Below are 18,161 nucleotides of genomic sequence, written 5' to 3' on the forward strand. Positions count from 1 at the left end.
GGACGCTATGACCCAGAACTCGCTCCCCTCCTGGTCCTCGTTGCAGACGCATTACGACACGATTCGCGATGCACATCTGCGCGACTGGTTCGCCCCCGAGAACGATCCCGCTCCCACGCGCGCCGAACGCTTCACGTTCGCGGGCGGCGGTCTCGCAGCCGATTTCTCGAAGCACCGCATCACCGACGAAACCCTCCAGCTGCTCGTGCAACTCGCGCGTGAAGCGGGCGTCGAGAAGCGCCGCGACGCGATGTTCGCGGGCGAAGTCGTCAATCCGACCGAAGGCCGCGCCGCGCTGCACACCGCCTTGCGCGCAACGGACCCGAACGCGCCGTTCTTCGCCGAAGTGCAGGCCGAGCGCAAGAAAATGGCCGCATTTGCCGAGCAGATTCGCAGCGGCGCCTGGACCGGCTACACCGGCAAGCGGATTCGTCATATCGTGAACATCGGCATCGGCGGCTCGGATCTCGGGCCGAAGATGGTCGTGCACGCGCTGCATCATCTCGCCACGCCTGAGATCTCGACGCACTTCGTGTCGAACGTCGACGGCGCCGATCTGTACAACGTGATGCAGCAGATCGATCCCGAAGAAACGCTCGCGATCATCGTCTCGAAGACCTTCACGACGCTCGAAACGATGACCAATGCGCGCTCGTTGCGCGACTTTTTCATCCACAAGGGTTGCCCGGAAGATGCGCTCGCGAAGCACTTCGTCGGTGTGTCGGCGAATCCGGCCGAAGTCGTGAAGTTCGGCATCGCGAAAGAGAACGTGTTCGAGATGTGGGACTGGGTCGGCGGGCGCTATTCGCTGTGGTCGGCCGTCGGTCTGTCGATCATGATCGCGATCGGTCCGCAGCAGTTCAACGAGCTGCTTGCCGGCGCCAACGAGATGGACCAGCATTTCCGCACCGCGCCGCTCGAGAAGAACCTGCCGGTGCTGCTCGGCATGATCGGCATCTGGTATCGCAACTTCTTCGGCTCGCAGAGCTATCTGGTCGCGCCGTATTCGCAGGCGCTGCATTTTCTGCCGTCGTATCTGCAGCAGCTCGAAATGGAAAGCAACGGCAAGTCCGCGCGCCTCGACGGTGCGATGGTCGACTATGCGACCTCCGCGGTCACGTGGGGTGAACCGGGCACAAACGGCCAGCATGCGTTCTTCCAGATGCTGCACCAGGGCCCGACGATCGTGCCGATCGATTTCATCGCGGTGCTGACTCCCGAGCATCCGCTCGTGAGCCATCATCCGAAGCTGCTCGCGAACTGCTTCGCGCAGAGCGAAGCGCTGATGCTGGGCCGCACGCTGGAGGAAGCGAAGAAGGTGGCCGGTCCCGACAAGCCCGAACTCGCGCCGCACCTCACGTTCCCCGGCAATCGCCCGACTGCGACGCTGCTGCTCGACGCGCTGACCGCCCGCACGCTCGGCGCGCTGATCGCGCTTTATGAGCACAAGGTGCTGGTGCAGGCGTCGGTGTGGAACATCAACCCGTTCGATCAATGGGGTGTCGAACTCGGCAAGATCCTCGGCAAGGTGGTCGAGGCCGATCTCGGTGCGGCAACTGCCGATGTGAAGAAGCATGACTCGTCCACGTCGACGTTGATCGCGCGGGCGCGGGCCGCATTGAAGCGCTGAGTTGGATGTTTGAAGTGCGGATCGGCGTGCAATGACACGCTCTAACGCGCAATAAACAAAGCGGGCTACGGCCCGCTTTGTTTTTGCTTTGACGACGACTCGCCTGCAATGCGCGAGCGCAAGTCCGCGATCCGTCAGCGCATCACGCGAGGCGCCCCGCGTCGATCGTCACCGTCGTATCGCACCGGCGCGCGAGTTCGATGTCGTGTGTGACGAGCACGAGCGTCGCGCCATGCGCACGATTCATCTCGAACATCAGATCGATGACCGCGTGACCGGTGGCCGCGTCGAGACTGCCCGTCGGTTCGTCGGCGAACAGGATCGCCGGGCGCGTGACGAACGCACGCGCGAGCGCAACGCGCTGTTGCTCACCGCCTGACAGCAGCTTCGGATAGTGACCGGTACGCTGCCCGAGCCCGACCTGTTCGAGCAGCTCGCGTGCACGCGCGGCGGCCTCGCGGGTGCTGATGCCGCCTTGCAGTTCGAGCGGCAACGTGACGTTTTCGAGCGCGGTCAGATGCGGCATCAATTGAAACGACTGGAACACGAAGCCCACCGCGCCGCTGCGCAGCGCGGCGCGCCCGTCTTCGTCGAGCTCGCCGAGTTCGCGGCCAAGCAGCCGAACCGAGCCCGCGCTCGCGCTGTCCAATCCGGCGAGCAAGCCGAGCAGCGTAGACTTGCCCGACCCGGATGCACCGACGATCGCCACGCTACTGCCGGCATCGATGGCAAGATCGATGTCGTCGAGAATCGTCAGTTCGCCCGTTGCATCCTTAACCCTCTTGCACAAACCCCGCACTGCAATGACTGGATCAGTTCTGTTTGGCATGGTGAAGCGTAGGTTGAAAGTGGGCGCCATCGCCCCTCGCGCCGCGGCGCTGACCGCGGCATTCGGCGCCACGATGATGGCCGCCGCGCTGGTTTCGTTACCGTTGCGGGCTCATGCGGCGAATGCGCCAGAACCCGCGAAGCCGGTGATCGTCGTGCTCGGCGACAGCATCTCCGCCGAGTATGGCCTGCCCCGCGATACGGGCTGGGTCGCCTTGATGCGTCAGCGTCTCGCCGAGGAGCGCATCGATTATAGCGTCGCCAATGCGAGCATTAGCGGCGACACGACGAGCGGCGGACGCGCGCGCCTGCCCGCACTGATGGAACGGCTCAAGCCGAGCATCGTGATCGTCGAGCTCGGCGCGAACGACGCCTTGCGCGGCGTGCCGCTCTCCACGACCGAGGACAATCTGCGCACGATCATCGAACAGGCACAGCAAGGTCACGCGAAAGTCGTGCTCGTCGGCATGTACGTGCCGCCCAATTACGGCCCCGACTATACGCAAAAGTTCCACGGCCTCTATGGGCAGCTGTCGAAAGAATTCCATCTGCCGCTCGTGCCGTTTTTGCTCGCCGGCATCGCCGACAAACCCGACATGTTCCAGGCCGACCAGATCCACCCGACGCAGCAGGCACAGCCCGTGCTGCTCAACAACGTGTGGCCCGCTGTGAAGCCACTCCTTCGCACAAGTTCGCCGCACTGAAAAGCCTGCCAACGACTTGTTTCCGGAACTTGGGGAGCACGGAACGCCAAGCCGTACGACACATGCGCGATCCCTGCCACCCGGCTCATTCTTGAGCGACTTCTGAGGAGATAACGTGAAATATTTACCGTTAATCGCTTTGACTGTTGCTATCTCGGCCTGCGCGGCTCAACCGCCGGCCGGCGTTCAATCGGTCGGTCAAAGCCAGCAGCCGCCTCCCGCCGTCGCCACCTGTATTGGGCAGAAATGGGCGGATAGCTCGCAACAACAGGTGGTCTCGCAAAATATCCTCGCCAACGGTCGGGCGATGGACGTCTACGTCCCGGGTCAGCAGCCGCCTAACGGCGCGGCCGCGGTGGTCCGCCCGTCGTATAGCGGCAATGGCTCGTGGGTCGGCTTCCGCGCTGGCGGCGCTGGTAGTAGTGACGCCACTAGTGCGATCAGTGGCTGTCTGTAAAGCCGTCGCGCATGTGACATGAAAAAAGCCCCGCATCTTGCGGGGCTTTTTTTGTCGGCAGGCAGGTAATGCTTACAGCGGCTTACTGGTCGGCCGTTTGCGCGGCGTTATCGAGCGAGCCGTAGAACTTCACGGTCGAGCGCTCGCGCAGCGCCTTCAGATACGCTTCGGCCTGCGCCTGCGCATCCACCTGAGCAACCTGCTGCTGCGCGGCGGCGAGATGCTGCGCGTCGGTGGCCGCGGGCGGCACGATCTGGTTCACGCGATAAATCGCATAGCCGTCGTCGCCGAGATCGACACCGACATAAGCCGGCAGCTTTTGCGCATCGACCTTGTAGATTGCACTCAGTGCGGCAGGCGGTACGCCTTGCGGGTCATTGCGCGACACCTTCAGCGGCGACGAGAATCCGGCAGTCGACTTCGACTTCTCGAACTCGGCCAGCTTCGCGGCTCCGTCCTTTTGCGCCGCTTCGTTCGACTGCTCGGCGATCACCTTCTGACGCACCGCGTCCTTCACCGCGTCGAATGCGGGGACGGCGGCGGGCTTGTAGTCGGCGACGCGCGCGGCGATCAGCGTGTTGTTGCCGACGTCGATGGCCTGCGTATTGTTGTGCGCCGACACCGAGTCGTTCGCGAACACAGCCGCGAGCAACTTCGGGTTGTTCAGTGGGCTGTCGGGCGGCAGCTTCGGATCCGGCTGCGGCGTGACCGTCGCGGTCTGGATCTGCAGCTTGAACTTGTCCGCGGCCGGCTGCAGGGTCTTCGACTTTTCATAGACGAGCGACGTGAAACCTTCCGAGCTGTCGGTGAACGCCTTGGTCGCCAATTGCGTCTTCAGCTCCTTGGCAATCTGGTCCTTCACTTCGTCGAACGACTTCGTGACCGTCGGCTTCACATCGGTGACCTTGATGATGTGGAAACCAAAGTCGGTCTGCACGATGCCGCTGATTTCGTCCTTCTTCAGCGCGAACACCGCGTCGTCGAACGTCTGGCCGCCCGCGATCATGCCGCGGCCGAAGTAACCGAGATCGCCTCCCTTCGCTGCCGAACCCGGGTCCTGCGAGTTCTGCTGCGCGATCTGGGCGAACTGGTCCGGATGCGCCTTGATCTGTGCGAGCAACTCCTCGGCCTTCTGCTTCGCCTTGGCCTTGTCGGCCGCGCTCGCGTCCTTCGGTGCCGCGATCAGGATGTGGCTCGCGCGCACTTCGCCTTCGGTGCGGAAGTGCGCGATGTTGTCGTCGTAGTACTTCTTCAGGTCCGCGTCGCTCGGCTGCACCGATGCGCTCAGCGTGGCCGGCGACATCACCAGATACTGGATCGTCGCGGTGGCGGGCGTCGCGAAGTCGTTGCGATGCGCGTCGTAATACGCTTGCAGTTGCGCATCGGTCGGCTGCATCTTCGCCGCGTAGTCGTGCGGATGGAACGCAATGCCCTGCACTTCACGCTGCTGCTCGGCGAGCTCGGTCAGGTGCTGGGCAAGTGTCTTCGACGTGAACGCGCTCGCCACGATGCTCGCGGGCAGCTGTTGCATCGCGAGGTTGTAGCGCACACGCTCGTCGTACTGATCGGGCGTCATGCCCTGCATCGCGAGCAACTGCTTGTAGCGATCGAGGTCGATCGAACCGTCGGGATTCTTCAGCGACGAGATCACCGGATCGGACATCAGCGTGCGGCGCACCGCGTCGTCCGATGCGGTCAGATGCAGACGCTGCGTTTCGTCGGCGAGCACACGCTGCTCGATCATGCCGTCGAGCATCTGGCGACGGCGCTCCGGCGTGTCGAACGACTTCATGTCGAACTGCGCGCCGAGCATCTGACGGCCGCGATCGATCTGCTGGCGCATCGCGTCGTCGTACTCGACGCGGGTGATCTTGTGACCGTTGACACTCGCGACGTTTGCACTTTCGTCAAAGAAGCCGCGGAAGCCCTGGATACCCACGAAACCCAACCCCGGCAAAATGACGAGGATGAGCATGAACATCATCAGGCGTTGGTGATTGCGGAAAAAATCGAGCATGCGTGAGGGGTGCCAAAAACAGAACGCCCGATCTTACAACAGCGGGCAACAAAAAAGGCGAACCGGAGTTCGCCTTTCGTGGATACTGGCGGAGTGGACGGGACTCGAACCCGCGACCCCCGGCGTGACAGGCCGGTATTCTAACCGACTGAACTACCACTCCTTATACTGCGCTTACCGCTGAAAACACGGTGACCGAATCTGAAACTGGTGGGTGCTGAGAGGCTCGAACTCCCGACCTACGCCTTGTAAGGGCGCCGCTCTACCAACTGAGCTAAGCACCCGTTTCGTGATTCAGTGCTTGTGTGTTTCCTGCCTTGCTACCGCTTTCGCTGCGGATCGCGCAAACATCCGCGTCGCAACTCATCAAGCAGCAAGCCCATTAGTTTAGCGCATCCTTCAGCGCTTTGCCAGGCCTAAATTTAGGGACTTTCGCCGCCTTGATTTTGATCGCGGCGCCCGTGCGCGGATTGCGTCCGGTACGCGCGGTGCGCTTGCCGACCGCGAACGTGCCGAAGCCAACCAACGTAACCGACCCGCCTTTCTTCAACGTGCTTTTGACACCGGCGATCACTGCGTCGAGTGCACGGCCGGCCGCAGCCTTCGAAATGTCGGCTTGCTCTGCGATGTGATCGATCAATTCCGTCTTATTCATTCAAACCCCCGTGAATGTTTATTGGCAATCGTGACAGTGCTTTCCAGCACCTCGTGCCACGCGACCGGCGGCTACGCCAGGCCGCCCCATTAGAAGCGGTCGAAACCCTTGTGTCAACCGGGGTTGAGCCTGATCGGGGCGGTTTTAGAGGAGTGCTTTCATCACCGCGTATTGCAGCGGAAAGACTGGCGATGCGCCCTTGCGGCGAGATCGTGCGGGCAATAAAAAACCCGCGGCCTTGACCGCGGGTTTTCTGGTTCAGCGAGCAACTGCGCCGCTGGATGTTTTGGAGTCAGCGCATTCTCATGCGCTTCGGGCCTTAGTGCTTGACGACGTCCGTCGCGGCATCCTTGCCCGGCTCAGCCCCAACCGGTGCTGCAGGCTTCGGCTCTTCTTCCGGCAACGCTTGCGGCACACGTTCGAGCGCAAGTTCGAGCACCTTGTCGATCCAGCGGACCGGCACGATTTCGATCGCGTTCTTCACGTTGTCCGGGATCTCCGTCAAGTCCTTGACGTTCTCTTCCGGAATCAGCACGAGCTTGATGCCACCGCGATGCGCCGCGAGCAGCTTCTCCTTCAGACCGCCGATCGGCAGAACTTCGCCACGCAACGTGATTTCACCCGTCATCGCGACGTCGGCGCGCACCGGGATACCGGTCAACACCGACACCAGCGCGGTCGTCATCGCGATACCGGCCGAAGGACCATCTTTCGGCGTCGCGCCTTCCGGCACGTGAATGTGAATGTCCTGCTTGTCGAACGCTTCGTCCTTGATGCCAAGACGACGCGAACGCGAACGCACGACCGAGCGCGCCGCTTCGACGGACTCCTTCATCACGTCGCCGAGCGAGCCCGTGCGGATCACATTGCCCTTGCCCGGCATCACCGCGGCTTCGATGGTCAGCAGATCGCCGCCCACTTCCGTCCACGCAAGACCGGTGACCTGGCCCACCTGATTTTCCTTCGCGGCCAGACCGAAGTCGTACTTGCGCACGCCGAGGAAGGTGTCGAGATTGCTACCGTCGACCTTCACCGCGCCCGCAGCCTTCTTCAGCAGAAGCATCTTCACGACCTTGCGGCAGATCTTCGACACTTCACGCTCGAGCGAGCGCACGCCCGCTTCACGCGTGTAGTAACGAATGATGTCGCGAATCGCGGTTTCCGCCACGTCGATCTCGCCATCCTTGAGACCGTTGTTCTTCTTCTGCTTCGGCAACAGATAACGCTGCGCGATGCTGACCTTCTCGTCTTCCGTGTAGCCCGACAGACGGATCACTTCCATCCGGTCAAGCAGCGGCGGCGGAATGTTCAGCGAGTTCGACGTCGCCACGAACATCACGTCCGACAGATCGAAGTCAACTTCGACATAGTGATCGGCGAACGTATGGTTCTGTTCCGGATCGAGCACTTCAAGCAGCGCCGACGACGGATCGCCGCGGAAATCCTGGCCCATCTTGTCGACTTCGTCGAGCAGGAACAGCGGATTGCGCACGCCGACCTTGGTCAGGCTTTGCAGGATCTTGCCCGGCATCGAGCCGATATACGTACGACGGTGACCGCGAATCTCGGCTTCGTCACGCACGCCGCCCAACGCCATGCGCACGAACTTACGGTTCGTCGCGCGCGCGATCGACTGACCCAGCGAGGTCTTACCGACACCCGGAGGCCCAACGAGGCACAGGATCGGCGCCTTGACCTTGTCGACACGTTGCTGGACCGCGAGATACTCGAGAATCCGTTCCTTCACCTTCTCGAGACCGAAGTGGTCTTCGTCGAGCACGCGCTCCGCATTCGAGAGGTCGTTGTTGACCTTGCTCTTCTTGCGCCACGGCAGGCCGATCAGCGTGTCGATGTAGTTGCGCACGACCGTCGCTTCCGCCGACATCGGCGACATCAGCTTGAGCTTCTTCAGCTCGGAGTCGGCTTTCTTCTTCGCTTCCTTCGGCATGCGGGCGGCCGTGATGCGCTTCTCGAGTTCTTCGAGATCCGCACCTTCCTCGCCTTCGCCGAGTTCCTTCTGGATCGCCTTGACCTGTTCGTTCAGGTAGTACTCGCGCTGGCTCTTCTCCATCTGACGCTTCACGCGCCCACGGATGCGCTTTTCGACCTGCAGGATGTCGATCTCGGCTTCGAGTTGCGCGAGCAGATGCTCGAGCCGCTCGATCACCGGGAACATCTCGAGGATGTGCTGCTTCTGGTCCAGCTTGAGCGGCAGGTGCGCCGCGATCGTGTCGGCAAGACGCCCGGCCTCGTCGATGCCCGACAGCGAGGTCAGGATCTCCGGCGGGATCTTCTTGTTCAGCTTCACATACTGGTCGAACTGCGACACGATCGCGCGACGCAGCGCTTCGGTTTCAGCGCTGTCGGCGTGGTCGGGTTCGAGCGGCATGACTTCGCACGAGAACTGCGTTTCCTGTTCTTCGATGGAAAGCGTCTTGGCGCGCTGCAAGCCTTCGACGAGCACCTTCACGGTACCGTCGGGCAACTTCAGCATCTGCAGGATGTTGGCGATACACCCTACTTCGTACATGTCCTTTTCGGTCGGCTCATCTTTCGCAGCCGTTTTCTGGGCGACGAGCATGATGTGCTTGCCGCCTTCCATCGCTGCTTCGAGAGCCTTGATCGACTTCGGGCGGCCTACGAAGAGCGGAATCACCATGTGCGGGAAAACGACTACGTCGCGCAGCGGGAGCAGCGGCAGCGTAATGCGTTCCGGCGGGAGGAGTTGGGTTCCTGACATTTCATTTCCCCATGAGTGGAATCAGTTCGTTCGATAGGTAAGGCCAGCAGAAAATATTGCAAGCCTTCGCGTGTGGGAAAAGTTCAGTGACTCCGAAGGTTCAGTGACTCCATAGTGAGAACAACCAGCCTGACCACACGATAAACGAAAAAGCCGTTCACGTCGCCATGAACGGCTTTTTTGCAGAACTCGAAAGCCGATCAGTTCGAACCCGCGACCTTCGGCGCGTCTTCGTAGATCAGCAGTGGCTTGCCGTCGCCGTCGATGACGTTGTCGTCGATGATGACCTTACTGACGCCTTTCATTTGCGGCAGGTCGTACATCACTTCGAGCAACGCCTGTTCCAGAATCGAACGCAGGCCCCGCGCGCCCGTCTTACGGCGGATCGCCTTGCGCGCCACGGCCTGCAAGGCGGCCGGACGGATCTCGAGCTCGACGCGCTCCATGCTGAAGAGCTTGTGATACTGCTTGACCAGCGCATTCTTCGGTTCGACGAGAATCTTCATCAGCGCCGCTTCGTCGAGCTTGCCGAGCGTCGCGACCACCGGCAGACGGCCGATCAGTTCCGGAATCAGGCCGAACTTGATCAGATCTTCCGGTTCCACTTCGCGCAGCACTTCGCCGGCGTCGCGGTCCTGCTTGCTCTTCACGCTCGCACCGAAACCGATGCCCGTCTTCTCGGTACGATCGACGATGACCTTCTCGAGGCCGTCGAACGCGCCACCGCAGATGAACAGGATGTTGGTCGTATCGACCTGGATGAAGTCCTGGTTCGGATGCTTACGACCACCTTGCGGCGGCACCGACGCCATCGTGCCTTCGACCAGCTTCAGCAGAGCCTGCTGCACGCCCTCGCCCGATACGTCGCGGGTGATGGACGGGTTGTCGGACTTGCGGCTGATCTTATCGATTTCGTCGATGTAGACGATGCCGCGCTGGGCCTTGTCCACTTCGTAATTGCAATTCTGCAACAGCTTCTGAATGATGTTCTCGACGTCTTCACCGACATAGCCGGCTTCCGTCAGCGTGGTCGCGTCCGCGATCACGAACGGCACGTTCAGAAGGCGCGCGAGCGTCTGCGCGAGCAGCGTCTTGCCAGAGCCGGTCGGGCCGATCAGCAGGATGTTGCTCTTCGACAGCTCGATTTCGTCTTTCTTGTCGAGATGCTTGAGACGCTTGTAGTGGTTGTAGACCGCGACCGCGAGGATCTTCTTCGCGCGTTCCTGACCGATCACGTACTGGTCGAGAATTTCACGGATTTCCTGCGGAGTCGGCAGGTCGGACTTCGACAAGCCCGCCTCGATGCCCGCGCCTGCAGCCTCGTCACGAATGATTTCGTTGCACAGGTCGATACATTCATCGCAGATGAACACCGACGGGCCAGCAATCAGTTTCTTGACCTCATGCTGACTCTTGCCGCAAAACGAGCAATACAACAGCTTTTCGCTGTTAGAACCTTTCTTGTCCGCCATAGATGTATGAGCCTCCGGACAGTGAATTACATAATACGCCGTTTGCCCCCGCCACGCAGTTTGGGCGCGCCGGGGCTAGTGAGCAGGATAACGGCGCTTGCCGCGGACGCCCGGACGGAAGTTGATCATTCACAACCGACCCGATGACGGTTTTGCCGCAACGGTGGGCAAAACAGCGGGGCAAAACCGTACCAGATCAGGGACGCTTGTGCGCCACCTGGTCAACGAGGCCGTACGCTTGCGCGTCATCGCCGGACATGAAATTGTCGCGGTCGGTGTCGCGCGCGATACGTTCGACGGGTTGACCGGTGTGGTGCGCGAGCAGATGATTCAGCCGCTCCTTCAGGTACAGGATTTCGCGCGCCTGGATTTCAATGTCAGATGCCTGGCCGCGCGCGCCGCCGAGCGGCTGGTGAATCATCACGCGCGAATTCGGCAGCGCGAAACGCTTGCCCTTCGCGCCGGCCGCGAGCAGGAACGCGCCCATGCTCGCCGCGAGCCCCATGCACAGCGTCGAGACGTCCGGCTTGATGAACTGCATCGTATCGTAGATCGCCATACCTGCCGACACGGAGCCGCCCGGGCTGTTGATGTAGAAGTAGATGTCCTTGTCCGGATTTTCGCTTTCCAGAAACAGCATCTGCGCGACCACCAGATTGGCCGTCTGGTCGTTCACTTCGCCCACGAGGAACACGATGCGTTCCTTCAGCAGACGCGAATAAATATCATACGAGCGCTCGCCCCGGCCGCTCGTTTCCACGACGATCGGCACCAGACCGAGTGCCTGCGCTTCGAGATCCCGGGACGACTGGGAGGTCAACGTGTCCAGCATTTGGGCGCGAAAGGTCATGCAATGGATCCTTGTCTGGAAATAATCTGAATATTAGCTGCTGGACACAGGTTGGTGCGGCGAGCCCGTATTCAAGTACCGGTTTCTGTGTGCGCCGCACGACCTGATCCGGTACCTCACACATTTTCACGGCACAAAAAAACGGCGTGCGGGCCGTCGGTCGCTCCGACAGCCGGCACGCCGTTGCAGCGACGCTTACGCCTGCGCCGTTGCGCTTGCCAGTTCTTCGAAGCTCACTTCCTTGTCCGTCACCTTCGCCTTGCTGAGGACGAAGTCGACGACGTTGGCTTCAACGACGTACGCTTCCATTTCAGCAAGACGTTGCTGGTTCGAATAATACCAGCGCACGACTTCCTTCGGGTCCTCATAGCTTTTCGCGAATTCGTCCACTTCGGCACGGATCTGTTCCGGCTTCGCTTGCAGTTCGTTCGCCTTCACCAGTTCGGCCAGCACGAGGCCCAGCTTGACGCGACGCTCGGCCTGCTCCTTGAACATCGCCGCCGGGATCGGCGCGTCTTTCGCGTTCGGCACGCCACGCTGCTCCAGATCCTGACGAGCCATCGCGACGAGGCGTTCCTGATCCTGTTCGATCAGCGCGTTCGGCACGTCGAGTTCCGAGATCTTGAGCAGTGCGTCCATCACCTGGTTCTTGACGATGGCTTGCGTGCGGCGCTTGGCTTCACGCTCGAGGTTGTCCTTGATTTCGGCGCGCATCTTGGTCAGATCGCCGTCTTCGATGCCGAGCGACTTCGCGAACTCGCCGTCCACTTCCGGCAGATGCGGCCATTCGATCTTCTTCATCGTGATCGTGAATTGTGCCGTCTTGCCCGCCACTTCCTTGCCGTGGTAGTCGTCCGGGAACTTCAGGTCGAATTCCTTCGCTTCGCCGACCTTCAGGCCGAGCGCCGCCTTTTCGAATTCCGGCAGCATGCGGCCTTCGCCGAGGATGAACCCGAAGTCTTCGGCGCTACCGCCCTGGAATGCTTCACCGTCGAGCTTGCCGAGGAAGTCGACCGTCACGCGATCGCCGTCTTTCGCGGCCGTATCCGCGCCGCCGTCGCCGTGCTCGCCGGATTCACCGCGAGCGTGGAAATGCACGCGCTGCTTGCGCAGGATGTCCAGTGTGCGGTCGATTTCCGCTTCGCTGATGGTGGTCGTAGTGCGCTCGATTTCAGCCGCGGCGACGTCGCCCAGCTTCACTTCCGGGTACACCTCGAAGGTCGCGTCGAACGCATAGTTGCCTTCAGCGGCGTCGGCCTTCGGCGCGAAGCTCGGCTGGCCTGCGACACGCAGGTTTTCGGTGCGGCTGATGTCGAAGAATTCCTTGCCGACCTTGTCGCTCAGCACTTCGGCTTCCACCTGGCCCGAATACTGTTGCGTCACCATCTTGAGCGGCACCTTGCCCGGGCGGAAACCCGGCATGCGCACGTTCTTCGCGAGTTGACGGATACGCGAATCCACTTCCTTCTGCACGGCATCCTTCGGCAGGGAAATCGTCACGCGGCGTTCGAGCTTGCCGAGGTTTTCAACAACGTTAGCCATGGCTTCAATCGTCCTAAAATTATTCGAGCGAATCAGTTATCTTCTCCGTGCCGCCTGTCGATGTCGCTTCGCATCGATTTGCGCCGGTTGCATCGATCAGGCGCCTGCGCCGCGGGCTTGCAGGCCGCCGGCAGCACGGTTGAGTCCAAAGAGCCAAATATTTTAGCAAACTATTTGCGCGCCTAGCCGGGATTCGATGGTTGCACCGACTTTTCTCTGTATCCTGGCGTTTTGCGGGCACTTTTCGGGTTGTTTCGACACGGGCAGCGCGTTTTGTCGCCGACGTCACGATCCGGCCACGCACCGTGGATTGTTCCGGCGCTTGCCCGTCATGCGGCAAAGGCTTCACGCCACCGCTCGCGCCCACCCCCTACCGACCCATCGCCGCGGCGATCCCGCCTATGCCGTTCGACATATTCAGCCTGCGCCCCCATGCTGATAAGCTAACGCACTCGGTCGGGCCATCGCCCACCACCGGTCGCCCGCAACCGGTCTCCTCACCCGCTCCGGCAACCGTTTACAACGACTCAAACCTCTCAGAGACACCATGTCGAATTCGTCGCCCTCGCCTGTCGTCGTCATCGCTCCCGATTCATTCAAAGGCTCGCTCAGCGCGGAACAGGTCGCGCAGGCGATCGCCTCTGGCATTCAGCGCGCGCGTCCCGACGCCAGCGTACGTATCTGCCCGATGGCCGATGGTGGCGAAGGCACGCTCGACGCGATGCTCACGAGCGGCGGCGAACGCCGCACGCTCCGCGTGCGCGGCGCGGCCGGTCCGACGCGCGAAGCGCTGACCGGCCTGCTCGCGGACGGCAGCGCGATCATCGAAACGGCGGAGATCGTCGGCATTACGGACCCGGTCGGCATGGGCGTTCCGGTCGAGGCGCGCAGCACACGCGGCATGGGCGAGGCGATTCGCGCCCTGCTCAACGCCGGCGTGCGGCGCTTTTTCGTGGCGCTCGGCGGCAGCAGCACGAACGATGGGGGCGCTGGCCTGCTCACCGGCCTCGGCCTGCAACTGTTCGACGCGCAAGGTAACCCGCTCGAAGGCACGCCCGAACAGCTCGCGCGGGTCGCACGGGTCGACGCATCGCTGCTCGACGCCCGGCTTGCCGACACGCAATTTGTCGGCATGTCGGACGTCGACAATCCGCTCACCGGCGATCACGGCGCGACCGCGATCTTCGGCCCGCAAAAAGGCGTGAAGCCAGAACAGGTCGCGCCGATCGACGCGGCGCTCGCACACTTCGCCGATCTGCTCGAGGCCGCGCTTGGCCGCACCGCGCGCGACCAACCGGGCGCGGGCGCGGCGGGCGGTCTCGGCTTCGCGCTGCACATGCTCGGCGCGCAGTTCGAGCCGGGCGCGGAAACGGTCGCCCGCCAGATCGGTCTCGACGCCGCGCTCACCGGCGCTGACTGGCTGATCACCGGCGAAGGTCGCTCGGACGTGCAGACGCTGCACGGCAAGGCACCGTTCATCGCGTGCGCGCATGCACGGGCCGCGGGTGTGCCCGCCACGCTGCTGTCCGGCGCGGTCGACTCCGCCGCGCTGCCGCGTCTTGCCGAACACTTCAGCGGTTGCTTTTCGCCGGCGCCAGGACCGATCACGCTCGACGTCGCGATTCGCGACGCGGCGCGCCTGCTCGCCAACGAGGCGGAGCAGTTGACGCGCCTGAAATACGGCGTGCGTTGACCCGCGAAACGGTGGCGGCAACAATCACAGCGCCACGACCGTTCCACTCATCATGGGGTAACCATGAAGGACTCCGCCAAAGCCGGGCTCGAGCAGTTCCTCACGTATCGTCTGCATGTGCTGAACAAACTGGCCGAGCGCGGCATCAGCGCGCGCTACGCGGCAAAGCTCGACGTGACGCTGCCTGAAGCGCGGGTGATCGCGTCGGTGGGGTCGTTCGGGCCGTTCTCGATCATGGAGCTGGCGCGCCATGCCAATCTCGACAAAAGCCAGGCAAGCCGCGCGGCTGAAGCGCTGATCCGGCAGGGACTCGTGCAGCGCGAGACGAGCGCGGCGGACGGCCGCGTCGTGCTGGTTTCGCTAACGCCGGAGGGCCGCGCGCTGTATCGCAAGGTGATGCCGATCGCGCGCAAGTGGAACGGCGATATGTTCGACTGTCTCGACGAGAAAGAGAAGGCCGCGCTCGGCGCGGCGCTCGACAAGGTGATCAACACGATGAGCACGCGGGGGGAGTGAGACCGCGCGGCGCGAGCCGGCCGTGTTCGAAAAGCAGCGCTTCATGGCAATGGGCGGCGCGTGTCAAAATCGAGGATTGGCCAACGCGCCTTCATCCTCTTTTTCATCCAGGGACGTTTCAGTGGACATCAACAAACAGCTCGCGGCACTCACCGCGTCAGAGCTTCAGACCGCCGGCGCGAGCCAGGCGACCGCGATCGCGCTCAGCGTTGTGCTACGTCATCTTCGTTCGCCGGAGCTGGCGAAACTGCTGTCGTCGGCATTTGAAAATCATCAGGCGGTGATGTTGCAAACGCCGTGGCCGGACCAGATGCTGCAGTCGTTCGATTCGACGCGCCGTTTCCTCGAAGGCGCCGCGCAGACGGAATTGCCGGGCTCGCAGCAAGCGTCGGGAACGCCGGACGTCTGAGTCGCGCGTTCGCGATGCAAGGCCGCGGCCTTGCAGAAACCGCGCAAAAAAGAAAAAACCCCGTCGGTCCGAAGACTTGACGGGGTTTTTCTCGACTACTTATGACTGGTGCGAGGGAGGGGACTCGAACCCCTACACCCTTGCGGGCGTCAGGACCTAAACCTGGTGCGTCTACCAATTTCGCCACCCTCGCAGCCGGGTACGCCGCGATGCGTCGCGCCCGATTGTCCTGTGCACTCTCAAGCGCGCCAAATAACGCGCCGAAAAGCGTAAGCGCGAGATTCTAACCGATTGATTCGCGCTTGTCTGCACCCGCTGGCATCTGCATGCGCAGTGCCGATGCTACAATTTTCGGCTCGACGAACGAGGCGCCGCGACAGACTTCGGCGCCTCGCTCGACAGCCCTTCCCCACACACCCATCCCGTGAATTTCGACGACTATTGCCAGCAGAAAGCGGCACCTCCAGGATCGAGCACCTACTATGCGCTTCGCCAGGCGCGCACAGCCAGTCAGCCGCTGCTGACGGCGTTATTCGCGCTTCGTCGCGAGTTCGAGGAAACGGTCAAGGAAACCAGCGATCCCGCCGTGGGTCGCACGAAGCTCGCATGGTGGCAAAAAGAAATCGCCGCGCTCGCCGCGGGCTCGCCGTCGCATCCGGTGTCCAAGGCGCTCGCGGCCTATCTGCCCGATGCGCAGGCCGAATATCCCGCGATGCAGGAACTGCTCGCCGGCTTCGAGATGGATCTCGATCAGGCGCGCTATCTCGACTTTCCAAACCTGCGGCGCTATGTGCGCGGCGTCGGCGGCAATTTTGCGTCGCTGGTATCGCGCGCCGCGGCAAATGGATCGGGCGACGATGCCGCGCAAGCATCGGAGTGGGCCGCACCGCTCGGCGAGGCGCTGATGCTCGCGCAGTTCGTCGTCGAAACCGGCAACGATGCGCGGCACGGCCGTATCTATGTCCCGATCGACGAGATGCAGCGCTACAACGTCACCGCCGCCGATCTGGTCAACCGCAAATACACCGACGCGTTCACCGAACTGATGCGCTTCGAGACGCATCGCGCGCGCGATGCTGTGCAGACTGCGCTCGCGTCGGTACCCGCCAGCGCGCGGCGCGCGCAGCGCACGCTGCTCGCGCTGGCGGCGCTCGCGTTGGCGTTGCTCGATGAAATCGAGCGCGACGGTTATCACGTGCTGCATCAACGCATCGCGCTGACGCCGATCCGCAAGCTGTGGATCGCATGGCGCGCGAGGTAGCCTGACAGGCACGCGCTGACTCGAACTCGAGCGCTCAAGCGCTCAAGCGTTCAAACACTCAAGCCCGCAGCAACGGCAGCGGCTCGAACTGCCGCTGCAGGATCGCCGACGCGTCGAGCCCCCACCAAGGCCCGAGCACCGTCGCATAGAGCTGGCGAAAATCCACGCCGACGGGCAGGTTGCCATTCCCATCGAGCCGCGCGAGCACCGGCGCCGCGCCATACAAACCGCCCTGCACACGACCGCCGGCCACGAAGTGAGGTGCCACCGTGCCGTGATCGGTGCCGTTGCTCTGGTTCTCGCGCGGACGGCGCCCGAACTCCGCATACGTCATCACGAGCGTCTCGTTCCAGCGGCCCAGCTCGACGAGCGCTGCCTGCATCGCCACCATCCCTTGCGCGAACTGTCCGAGCAACGCGGCCTGCTGTCCGGGCTGGTTCTGATGCGTATCGAAGCCGTTCAGAGTCAGCCGAAGCACGGCCACGCCCTGGCCGCTCGACGGTTGCCCTCGTGGCGCGCGAGCGGCGGCGGCGACCTTCAGGGAATCCGAAGCGGCCAGCACCTGCATCGCCGTTTTGATCGAGCTGCCGAACGCGCCGCCGGGAAACACCGTCTTCAACTGCGGCTGCCCCTGGGCCGGCCGCAGCCGATCGGCCGCCTTCACGATGTCGTTTTCGACGTCGAGAATATGCGCGAGCGCCGGATTGCGCTCGTGCAAGGACACCGGCGTCGCGAGCCGTGAGGCCTTGACGAACTGCGCGGGATTGACGAGCGCGATCGCACGCGCGCCGTTCGCGAGCGGCCCCATCTCGGCGCTGCCGATCACGACGCCGTCCGCTGCGAAACCAGCGGGCACCGGTCTCATCGCAAACGCGCGCGAGAGCCAGCCTTCGCGCAGATACTGATCGGAGCGCGACGCGGTGTCCCAGATCTCGATCGAGCGGAAATGCGACAGGTTCGGCTGCGCGTAGCTCACGCCCTGCACGATCGCGAGCTGCCGGCTGCGCCAAAGCGGCATCAGTGGCTGCAATGCGGGATGCAGCGCGGTGCGCTCGTCGAGCTGGATCACCTGGTCGCGTTTGATCCCGATGTTCTTGCGCAGCGCGTAGTACGTCGGGTCGGCGAACGGAATCACGGTGTTCAAGCCGTCGTTGCCGCCTTTCAGTTCGATCAGAATCAGCAGGTTGTCGTAGCCGCGCGCCGGCACGACCGGCGCATTCGCCGCATCCCGCCACGGCGCCTCCATCGTGTCGCCCGCGCCGAACGCGCGAGGCAACCACAGCGACGCGCCGGCAGCCGCGCTCATCGAAAGAAAGCTGCGTCGTTTCATGCTGCACCTCGTCGTGATGATGCTGGCGCGTGTCGAGCCGCCGCTGGCGCTCCGCCG

Annotated in this window: 15 protein-coding genes and 3 tRNA genes; 7 read left to right on the top strand and 11 right to left on the bottom strand. The window is 62.7% G+C overall.

Going from position 1 to position 18,161, the window contains the following annotated elements:
* Positions 1-7 precede the first annotated feature (7 nt).
* Entirely contained in the window at positions 8-1,630 is a 1,623-nt protein-coding gene (gene pgi, locus CI15_RS15875; RefSeq protein ID WP_062129277.1) for a glucose-6-phosphate isomerase, read from the top strand.
* Positions 1,631-1,772: 142 nt separating this feature from the next.
* Here pgi and CI15_RS15880 read toward each other — a convergent pair whose 3' ends face one another.
* Complete coding sequence (locus CI15_RS15880; protein ID WP_062129278.1) at positions 1,773-2,459, bottom strand: ABC transporter ATP-binding protein; 687 nt, start codon at positions 2,457-2,459, stop codon at positions 1,773-1,775.
* On the opposite strand from CI15_RS15880, the gene CI15_RS15885 reads away from it, so the two are divergent.
* Complete coding sequence (locus tag CI15_RS15885; protein WP_062129279.1) at positions 2,458-3,162, top strand: arylesterase; 705 nt, start codon at positions 2,458-2,460, stop codon at positions 3,160-3,162. The two genes, CI15_RS15880 and CI15_RS15885, sit on opposite strands and share 2 nt — an antisense overlap.
* Positions 3,163-3,277: 115 nt before the next feature.
* Positions 3,278-3,619 carry a hypothetical protein gene (locus tag CI15_RS35365; protein WP_075643707.1) on the top strand — a complete coding sequence of 114 codons (342 nt, stop codon included), beginning with the start codon at positions 3,278-3,280 and terminating at the stop codon, positions 3,617-3,619.
* Positions 3,620-3,701: 82 nt separating this feature from the next.
* On the opposite strand, the gene CI15_RS15890 is transcribed toward CI15_RS35365, so the two are convergent.
* From CI15_RS15890 to tig, 8 genes are all read right to left on the bottom strand, one after another.
* A complete protein-coding gene (locus tag CI15_RS15890) occupies positions 3,702-5,636 on the bottom strand; it encodes a SurA N-terminal domain-containing protein (protein WP_062129280.1) in 1,935 nt (644 codons plus the stop codon).
* 86 nt (positions 5,637-5,722) lie between these two features.
* Positions 5,723-5,799, bottom strand: a tRNA-Asp gene (locus tag CI15_RS15895).
* A 45-nt stretch (positions 5,800-5,844) separates the two neighbouring features.
* Positions 5,845-5,920: transfer RNA gene (locus tag CI15_RS15900), tRNA-Val, on the bottom strand.
* 98 nt (positions 5,921-6,018) lie between these two features.
* Entirely contained in the window at positions 6,019-6,291 is a 273-nt protein-coding gene (locus CI15_RS15905) for an HU family DNA-binding protein (RefSeq protein WP_062129281.1), read from the bottom strand.
* Positions 6,292-6,610: 319 nt separating this feature from the next.
* Entirely contained in the window at positions 6,611-9,031 is a 2,421-nt protein-coding gene (lon, locus tag CI15_RS15910) for an endopeptidase La (RefSeq protein ID WP_062129282.1), read from the bottom strand.
* Between the two features lie 200 nt (positions 9,032-9,231).
* Positions 9,232-10,503 (bottom strand): ATP-dependent Clp protease ATP-binding subunit ClpX, encoded by a 1,272-nt coding sequence (gene clpX / locus CI15_RS15915; protein ID WP_018418079.1) that lies wholly within the window; start codon positions 10,501-10,503, stop codon positions 9,232-9,234.
* 196 nt (positions 10,504-10,699) lie between these two features.
* On the bottom strand, positions 10,700-11,353 hold the full coding sequence (clpP, locus tag CI15_RS15920; protein ID WP_006048927.1) for an ATP-dependent Clp endopeptidase proteolytic subunit ClpP: 654 nt from the start codon (positions 11,351-11,353) through the stop codon (positions 10,700-10,702).
* Positions 11,354-11,548: 195 nt separating this feature from the next.
* Positions 11,549-12,895, bottom strand: coding sequence for a trigger factor (tig, locus tag CI15_RS15925; protein WP_062129283.1), 1,347 nt, complete (start codon positions 12,893-12,895; stop codon positions 11,549-11,551).
* 547 nt (positions 12,896-13,442) lie between these two features.
* Here tig and CI15_RS15930 point away from each other — a divergent pair.
* From CI15_RS15930 to CI15_RS15940, 3 genes are all read left to right on the top strand, one after another.
* Entirely contained in the window at positions 13,443-14,588 is a 1,146-nt protein-coding gene (locus CI15_RS15930) for a glycerate kinase (RefSeq protein WP_062129284.1), read from the top strand.
* A gap of 63 nt (positions 14,589-14,651) precedes the next feature.
* Positions 14,652-15,104, top strand: a complete 453-nt coding sequence (locus CI15_RS15935; protein WP_062129285.1) for a MarR family winged helix-turn-helix transcriptional regulator — start codon at positions 14,652-14,654, stop codon at positions 15,102-15,104.
* A 121-nt stretch (positions 15,105-15,225) separates the two neighbouring features.
* Positions 15,226-15,513, top strand: coding sequence for a hypothetical protein (locus CI15_RS15940; protein WP_062129286.1), 288 nt, complete (start codon positions 15,226-15,228; stop codon positions 15,511-15,513).
* A 106-nt stretch (positions 15,514-15,619) separates the two neighbouring features.
* Here the strand turns inward: CI15_RS15940 and CI15_RS15945 are convergent.
* Positions 15,620-15,706: transfer RNA gene (locus CI15_RS15945), tRNA-Leu, on the bottom strand.
* Between the two features lie 231 nt (positions 15,707-15,937).
* Between CI15_RS15945 and CI15_RS15950 the strand changes: the two genes are divergently transcribed.
* On the top strand, positions 15,938-16,774 hold the full coding sequence (locus CI15_RS15950) for a squalene/phytoene synthase family protein (RefSeq protein WP_062129287.1): 837 nt from the start codon (positions 15,938-15,940) through the stop codon (positions 16,772-16,774).
* 58 nt (positions 16,775-16,832) lie between these two features.
* Here the strand turns inward: CI15_RS15950 and CI15_RS15955 are convergent, their stop codons facing one another.
* Positions 16,833-18,104 carry a DUF1501 domain-containing protein gene (locus tag CI15_RS15955; RefSeq protein ID WP_062129288.1) on the bottom strand — a complete coding sequence of 424 codons (1,272 nt, stop codon included), beginning with the start codon at positions 18,102-18,104 and terminating at the stop codon, positions 16,833-16,835.
* Between the last annotated feature and the right edge of the window lie 57 nt (positions 18,105-18,161).

The organism is Paraburkholderia monticola (assembly GCF_001580545.1).
GTDB classification, from domain to species: domain Bacteria; phylum Pseudomonadota; class Gammaproteobacteria; order Burkholderiales; family Burkholderiaceae; genus Paraburkholderia; species Paraburkholderia monticola.

Bases quoted from the DNA above. Each gene is read 5' to 3' on its own strand.
- clpP (WP_006048927.1), bottom strand. From the start codon at position 11,353: ATGACCTTTCGCGCCCAAATGCTGGACACGTTGACCTCCCAGTCGTCC.
- CI15_RS15885 (WP_062129279.1), top strand. From the start codon at position 2,458: ATGGTGAAGCGTAGGTTGAAAGTGGGCGCCATCGCCCCTCGCGCCGCG.
- pgi (WP_062129277.1), top strand. From the start codon at position 8: ATGACCCAGAACTCGCTCCCCTCCTGGTCCTCGTTGCAGACGCATTAC.
- clpX (WP_018418079.1), bottom strand. From the start codon at position 10,503: ATGGCGGACAAGAAAGGTTCTAACAGCGAAAAGCTGTTGTATTGCTCG.
- CI15_RS15930 (WP_062129284.1), top strand. From the start codon at position 13,443: ATGTCGAATTCGTCGCCCTCGCCTGTCGTCGTCATCGCTCCCGATTCA.
- lon (WP_062129282.1), bottom strand. From the start codon at position 9,031: ATGTCAGGAACCCAACTCCTCCCGCCGGAACGCATTACGCTGCCGCTG.
- CI15_RS15935 (WP_062129285.1), top strand. From the start codon at position 14,652: ATGAAGGACTCCGCCAAAGCCGGGCTCGAGCAGTTCCTCACGTATCGT.
- tig (WP_062129283.1), bottom strand. From the start codon at position 12,895: ATGGCTAACGTTGTTGAAAACCTCGGCAAGCTCGAACGCCGCGTGACG.
- CI15_RS15955 (WP_062129288.1), bottom strand. From the start codon at position 18,104: ATGAAACGACGCAGCTTTCTTTCGATGAGCGCGGCTGCCGGCGCGTCG.
- CI15_RS15905 (WP_062129281.1), bottom strand. From the start codon at position 6,291: ATGAATAAGACGGAATTGATCGATCACATCGCAGAGCAAGCCGACATT.
- CI15_RS15890 (WP_062129280.1), bottom strand. From the start codon at position 5,636: ATGCTCGATTTTTTCCGCAATCACCAACGCCTGATGATGTTCATGCTC.
- CI15_RS15880 (WP_062129278.1), bottom strand. From the start codon at position 2,459: ATGCCAAACAGAACTGATCCAGTCATTGCAGTGCGGGGTTTGTGCAAG.